Raw genomic sequence first — 6,836 nt, 5'->3', positions numbered from 1 at the left:
AACAACAGCTTTTCATCCTGCTGCAACAATTCAATCTTGCTCATGAATATTTTTCGCAGCGCGGAAAGCGAGGTATTGCTGCCCACTTCAAAAGCGGCGCGGATCTCGCTGAGGTTGAACCCCATCTGCTTGTAGTATTTCAGCGGTGGGATGGCGAGCAGTTCATCCTGCGTGTAGTAGCGGTAGTTGTTGCCCCCATGCCTCTTGGAAGAAATAAGGCCGAGGTCGTCATAAAAGCGCAGAGCCTTTTTGGAGATCTTGGAGATCTCGCTCATCTGGCTGATGGTGTACCCTTGTTTTGTCATGGCGTTGCCCGGATTTTTGAAAGGTGGGCAAAAAGGGATGATTATGCGCCTGCCCGAACCTCACAATATCCTATCGAGCATTTGCGCCACCAGCCAGACACAAAAACGAGGCCGGGCACATCCCTTGTGCCGGGGAGAGGCGCACCCCTCCCCGGTAGTAGATTTTTAGTTGGAAATGTAGCGGTTTATGGTCGCCGCGCCTTCGGCATGGGCACGAAAGAACATGCGCACCTGGCCTTCATCATCCAGATCGTAGCGCGATTCTTCCAGCAGGCCGTTGGCTTCTGCGGTCAGGAGGGCGTTGAGCACGTCAGACTTGTTGAAAGCCCGAAACGAACTGTAGCCGTCTTTGAGCGCGCACAGCACATCGTCCGTGCAGGCCTCGTTAACCGTTGTCATATACTTGAGAATGGCGAAGTTAAGCGGCTTTTTCATGGCAAATTATCCCTTCTTTCTGAAAAAATCCAGCGGATTGACGGCAATGATAAAGATGCCGACGATCATCACGACTGCGGCCAGCCAGGCAATGGGAGCAAGGGCGTAGCCGTCGATGCCGAACCACAGACCGAGCACCAGCCAGCAGAAGAAGGGGCCCCAGAAAGAGAACGCGCCGTTGCACGACATGCCAAGCGCCGTACCGCACATGGCGTTGCCCTTGTACCAGAGCATAAAGGCGAAATACGCGCCAAAACCAGCCACGATAAACCAGGGCATGGCGTCAACATCGGTAAAGACAGTGCGGATCATCCCAAAGGCCGAATCGCCGCCAATAAAGGCAAACAGGGGCACAAGAATCAACAGGTTGGTCAGGGCCGAGGTAAGCTGCCGGATGGTGATGCCGATTTCAGGATCAATCATGGAAGTGGCGTAGCCGCCTACGCAGCCTTCAAGCCCCCAGCCAAAAGCGGCCAGAAAACCAAAGGCAATGCCCACAAAGAGGTTCGGCGGCGCGTTGTCGGCAAGGCCTGTGCTGCCGATCATGGCGCTGGCCATGAAGCAGATAAAGATCCCCAGCATGGTGCGCGGGGTCAAGGGCTGCTTGAAGAGAATGCGGCTCAGAATGGAGCCGATTGCCGGGCAAAGCGCGCTGATGGGCACAATGATGGAACCGGCGCTCTGCAGGCCAAGCACGTAGCAGGTACTGGCAAGGGGGCCGCCGATAACAGCTGCTGCCATAAGGATAGCGCCGGGCTTGGAGGCCATGCTGCGAAAAACATCGCCAAACTTGCCCTTGCCAATGGCGATCAGCACAGCCCACACGGCGCTGCATGCGTCAGTTGTGGCCGCGCCGAGCGCGCCAAGCAAAAAGAGCTTGGAAAATTCAGAAAGGGTGGAATCGCCGCCGTACCATACTCCCCACACGCCCAAGGTCATGGCGAGCGTCATGAACGCGGTGTATGTTCCGTATGCTACCCCAGACATGGTGGCAGTAACCATGCCACGTCTTCTGAAACTTGTGGCAAGCTGCTTTTTGGCTGCCTGCGCCGAGGTTTCCATACCTGTTGACCCAAATTGTGCTGTTTGCTCCATGGCAATCTCCTTCCCTCGGGAATTGGTGTCGGCTGCGGGCTGACCCAGCCCTCAACGGGAGGCTCGGCCCACTTTGATTCACCGTAAGCATTCTCCGCACTGGAAGATCAAGGCCTTTTACAAAAAAATGCCCCTTGATGGGCATCTTTTTACATAAATTTTGTCCAAAATGTCGATAAGTAAAAATAGTAATTATATTCATCAGATGCAATTACTGCAATAATAATCACCTTAATGATCTGTTTTAATTTGAAATTCATAATCAGCCCCGCTGGTTCATTTTTTCACACAAAATTGCATTGGATAGTAAAAAAGTTTGGAAAAACCCTTGACCTTCCCCCTAGGGGTAAAGGTTGACTTAGCATCATGCCCGTACTGCCCTTTTGCAAAAAGGCCGTGCAATGTCGGACTATCCCTGAGCTAACAGACTGGTATTTGTAGCAAAAACATCAACGCCCCAAAGGCGTGGAAATGGCTGCCCAAGCGCAAGCAAGCGTGAACCGCTGACGATAAAAGAATACGCCGACGCCAAGATATCCTTTCTTTCTTTGCGCCGCCTGTGGAGGACGACGTGACCCAGTTTTACGGAAAAACAAAGATCTGTTACGGCCCTTACGCGCTGGAAACTCTTGAGACCTTTCCAGCCAGCCATGCCTTTGTGGTGACAGACCCCTTTATGGTCAAAAGCGGATTTGCCGATCAGGCCGTGAGCCATCTGAAACGCAAGGGTATTGGACATACGCTCTTTTCTGGCGTGGAGCCTGACCCATCCCTTCAGGCAGTGGTTGAAGCCACGCGGCTTTTTTTGAGCAGCCAGGCAGACATGATTATCGCCCTTGGCGGCGGCTCGGCCATTGATATGGCAAAGGCCATTTCCTACTTCGGGCACAAGGCTGACAGCAACAGAAAGACAACACTTGTCGCCATCCCCACCACCAGCGGCACCGGTTCGGAAGTGACCTCCATTGCGGTTATCACCGACAAGGTCAATTCGGTGAAAATTCCGCTGAATGACGAAATGCTCATTCCTGACGCCGCCATTCTTGATGCCCGCTTTACGCGCACCGTGCCCCCGCACGTGACCGCCGCAACCGGCATGGACGTGCTGACCCATGCGGTGGAAGCCTATACTTCGCGCTACAGCAACGTGTTTACCGCCATCTACGCTGAGCAGGCCATCCGCAATGTTTTTACCTACCTCAAGCGCGCCTATGACCACGGCGACGACATGACCGCGCGCGACAACATGCTTATTGGCTCCTGCATGGCTGGGCTGGCATTTACAAACAGCGGCCTTGGCGTTACCCACAGTATGGCCCACAGCCTTGGGGGCCTGTTCCACATTCCGCACGGCCTTGCCAATGCCGTGCTGCTGCCCTTTGTCATAGGCTTCAACAGTTTTGACGCTGGCGTCAAATATACTGAAATCGCGGCCTTTATCGGCCTTGAAAGCGCCACGGTGGAAGAAGGCACGCGCAACCTGATAAACGCCGTGCGCGACCTCAACACGTCCATGAAGATCCCCGCACGGGTGCGCGAGCTCAAGGTGGATGAGCAGGTCTACCGTCAAAGCCTGGATTCCATGGCCGCCAACGCGCTGGAAGACATCTGCACCAGCAGCAACCCGCGCATGCCCTCGCACGATGACATCGTCACCCTGCTCGAACAGGCTTGGTAGCACAGGCCTAAAGCAGGTTTGCCGGATTTTCTGCAAACGCCCACAAAAAAAGGAGTTGCCCAAAAGGTGACTCCTTTTTTTGCGCCTGCACGCGTGATGGCAGCGATAGCCTGTTTGCCGTCAGTACAGGCCGATATTCGGCCTCTGCCCTGCCTGCAAAGGCATGCCCGCATAATCCGTGTTGAACTCTGTCGGCACGCCAACGCCAATCAGGGGGGAATCCTGCCCCGGCCTGAACGATGTTTCGCCGCCCACAGGGCCAGATTGCGAGGGGCAGCGGTATGTCCACGGCCCTGTTGATTCGCACTGTTCCTTGACTACGGCGGCGATTTCCGCAAGCCCGGCAGTCTTTACAGAACGATTTTCGCGCAACACCTCAAAAAGGTCTATCCACTGATTGGCTGTCCATTCGTTGGCTCCGTGGCTGTAGAGCCCCATGATGGAACCGTGGTACTTCAGATAATCCAGATACATGCGCAGCATTTCCTTAAGATTGGGCGTTGGCGCGCCGGGCACAATATCTTTGAGGGAAATGCTTTGCAGGGCAGAGAGATCCACGCGCTCTGCGGCGGATGGGAAGCGCTGCGCCATATGGCTGCGCGCAACCTGAAACCCCGTAGCCTGCATGGCCTGCCGGATATTTGCATTGATTTCGCTGTAGGGGCACACAAAGGCCGTACAGATCTTTTGCGTGGCATGATACTCCCTCAGCCCTTGTTCGATCTTGCGGCGCGATTCTGACAGCATGTAATGCATGTAGGCTCTGGTATCCATGACCAGTTCCGCATTGTGCCGCGCAAAAAAGATATCCTGCTCCTGCACCGGAGCCAGCAGATAGGCGGGAATTTTCTCGTGGCTCAGGCTTACAAGCTCCGCCCGAAGGCCTTTCTCTTGCAACTGGCGCACCAGCGCCCCCATGGAAAGATAGGGCTGGACTGCGAGGTCGATAACACACAGCTCCTTGCCGTCCGCAACCACCCGCAGTTGCTCTGCCTGATCTATGGACAGGGAGGCTGATGTGCCCGCCGGATCAAACCAGCCAACGCGCAATACCTCGGCAGAGGTAATGCTGGCATGCACCGCACCGTGGGAGGCCACTTCAAATCCCGCGTTCACCTCAGGAATAATCATCTGCCAGTATTGCGGCGAGAGTGCGTCCGTATTCAGCGCAAGGGTGATTTTCAGCCCCAGCTTTGCCGCAGCTGGCGTGAGCGAACGCCATACCGGCGCATTAACGGTGTCGTCCACGCAGAGGTTTATCAAGGCATTGCGCCCGCCCACAAAACGGGGAGAGGCCGTGATGCAGTTAACGGCGGTAACTTCCGGCTGCTGATCGAGAGGCCTGGCCTGCCATTTCATGAAATCGCCGGGCGCCGGCGCGTACAGGCAGTTTTCAAGGCGCGCTTTGGGGGCGGAGGCGGACTGCAAAAAGAGGCTTGGCTCCGGGCTGAGAAAAAATACGCTGTTGATGGCAGAAATCTGCGCTCCTACCCCGGCCTGACGCATGGCGACAAAACGGCAGGCGGCAAAGAGGCAGTTCACAAAACGCACATCCTGCTCGCCCCGCAGCAGCACAGCGCCGCCTGGGTTATCGCGGAACAGGCAGTAAGCCAGGGTAATCCTGCTCTTGCGCCCTGCCTGCCCATTGAGCGCCAGCATGGCCGTGGACCCTGCGCCGCCCGAGAAGGTACAGCCCTGAAGCACAAAATCGCCGCCGTATACTTCAATGCCCGGCACCGGGCTTTCAGAGGTAAAATGGCAAAATTCAAACCGCCCGGTAAAACCACGAAGGTTTATGGCAGCGCTGTCGCCAATACGAAAAGCAATGCCGCGCCATACGGTATCAGCGCTGTCGGCAAGCACAGGCCCAGCCTTGCCAGCCGGAGCCGCAATAACAACCTGAGGTGCGTCCTGGCCGGGTGCGCTGCCCAAAATGGTAAGGCCAGCAGTGGAAACCCGTATGGATTCCCGGTATTCCCCCGGCGAAACAACGATGACATCGCCTTTGCGGGCTTTTTGCAGCGCGGCGTTGATGCTGCCAAGCGGCCTGTCTGCGCTGAGTCCGTCGCCGCCGCTGAATCCCGCGCTCACATAGAGGCTCCGCGAGGGTTGAACAACAGCCGCAAAAACCGCGCAAGAACTGGCGCACAGCAGCAATACCGCCAGGCACACAATGATTCCAAAGGTGTGCAAACGCACCTGCATATCACTGCTTTGCGGCGTCATCACTTACTTTCCTGAAATTTTAGCCAGAGATTCCGGCGTATTGCCGCCAAGCCGCCACAGGCTCACATCACCAAAGCCAAGGCTGCGCCCCACATCGGCCCAATGGGCAAGGGTTTCACCATCCGCATACCAGATTTCGCAAACGCTGCCGCTGGTGCCGCCTTTGGCAAGCAGAGGACTGCCGGGGGTGTTGTCCGCCGCCTTAAAGTACAGGGCATGACTGGCTGGGTCGCGCTTTGGCTGTACACCCGCGCCCTGCGCCCATGCGGCGGCCTTGCGCTCGGTAAGATCCACAACGCCCCTGCCCGTCCAGGCAAAACCGCCCGCAGAAAGCGCCAACCCAGGCTTTACAGGCCAGTGGGCGCACCACTGGGCCAACTGGCGCAAAAAGGCATCGTCAGCCTTGGCCCCCGGCCCGTTGTGCCCACCGTGCAGGTTATAGGCCATCACCACATACTGCGGGCCTGCGGGCAGATTGCCTTGCAGGTACTTTTGCTTTGGCTCCATGACCAGCCGCAGTTTTTTGCCCTGAGCAGCCAGCGTGGCGGAAAGCTCTTGCGCGAATTGCAGCAGCCGGGGCCAGTCATCCATGCTCACCCTTTCGTAATCAAGTTCCAGCCCGGTAAAGGGGTAGGCCGTCAGCAGGGCCAGCAGGTCGCTGCGGTGCGCGGCGCGGCTGGCGTCCGTGGCCATGAGTCGGCTCACGAGGGCGGGATCCTTTTGCACGGATTTGCCGGGGGCTTCAACCACGTCATTAACAACTGAAAGGAACACGCCCTGTGCATTGGAGCTTTGGACCAGCGAAGCCCCAAGCCCGCCACGCAAGGCTTTTTTCATGTCATCGGTGAGGAAGGGTCTGCCCTGCCTGTCAAAATACGCGGCAAACATGAGCGCGTTTTTAAAGTTGCCCTGGCGCAGTTCTGCAAGCCCGTTGGACATGTCCCAATCCGCCACCCAGGCATCGGCTGCCACCGCCGGAAACGCGCAACACAGCACAAGCAGTCCCGCAGAAGCGGCAGAACGCAAACATTTCATAACAACCTCCCCGGCACTATGGCCCGGACGGATTTGACGCAAGGGCGAGGTGGCCCGGCGCA

6 protein-coding genes are annotated in these 6,836 nt (G+C 56.8%); 1 reads left to right on the top strand and 5 read right to left on the bottom strand.

Translation table 11 applies throughout. From position 1 onward, the window contains the following. The 3 genes from VEZ52_RS09120 to VEZ52_RS09110 form a co-directional block, all read right to left on the bottom strand. Positions 1 to 305, bottom strand: a 305-nt coding sequence (locus VEZ52_RS09120; RefSeq protein ID WP_324836549.1) for a MerR family transcriptional regulator, incomplete at its 3' end; no start/stop codon positions are given. Between the two features lie 165 nt (positions 306 to 470). After that, positions 471 to 740 (bottom strand): hypothetical protein, encoded by a 270-nt coding sequence (locus tag VEZ52_RS09115; protein ID WP_324836548.1) that lies wholly within the window; start codon positions 738 to 740, stop codon positions 471 to 473. A 6-nt stretch (positions 741 to 746) separates the two neighbouring features. After that, entirely contained in the window at positions 747 to 1,835 is a 1,089-nt protein-coding gene (locus tag VEZ52_RS09110; protein ID WP_324836547.1) for a hypothetical protein, read from the bottom strand. Between the two features lie 571 nt (positions 1,836 to 2,406). Between VEZ52_RS09110 and VEZ52_RS09105 the strand changes: the two genes are divergently transcribed. Then, positions 2,407 to 3,513, top strand: a complete 1,107-nt coding sequence (locus VEZ52_RS09105) for a 1-propanol dehydrogenase PduQ (protein ID WP_324836546.1) — start codon at positions 2,407 to 2,409, stop codon at positions 3,511 to 3,513. Positions 3,514 to 3,633: 120 nt separating this feature from the next. Here VEZ52_RS09105 and VEZ52_RS09100 read toward each other — a convergent pair whose 3' ends face one another. Together VEZ52_RS09100 and VEZ52_RS09095 are read right to left on the bottom strand one after the other, a co-directional pair. After that, positions 3,634 to 5,742, bottom strand: a complete 2,109-nt coding sequence (locus VEZ52_RS09100; protein ID WP_324836545.1) for a hypothetical protein — start codon at positions 5,740 to 5,742, stop codon at positions 3,634 to 3,636. Further along, complete coding sequence (locus VEZ52_RS09095; RefSeq protein WP_324836544.1) at positions 5,743 to 6,774, bottom strand: glycosyl hydrolase; 1,032 nt, start codon at positions 6,772 to 6,774, stop codon at positions 5,743 to 5,745. Positions 6,775 to 6,836: the final 62 nt, after the last annotated feature.

The organism is Desulfovibrio sp. (genome assembly GCF_035644575.1).
Taxonomy (GTDB): Bacteria; Desulfobacterota; Desulfovibrionia; order Desulfovibrionales; family Desulfovibrionaceae; genus Desulfovibrio.
Note: the sequence above shows the minus strand (reverse complement) of the source record. Positions and strands in the feature narration are given on the sequence as shown.

Coding starts and splice junctions, on each gene's coding strand:
- VEZ52_RS09110 (WP_324836547.1), bottom strand. CDS start 1,835: ATGGAGCAAACAGCACAATTTGGGTCAACAGGTATGGAAACCTCGGCG.
- VEZ52_RS09095 (WP_324836544.1), bottom strand. CDS start 6,774: ATGAAATGTTTGCGTTCTGCCGCTTCTGCGGGACTGCTTGTGCTGTGT.
- VEZ52_RS09115 (WP_324836548.1), bottom strand. CDS start 740: ATGAAAAAGCCGCTTAACTTCGCCATTCTCAAGTATATGACAACGGTT.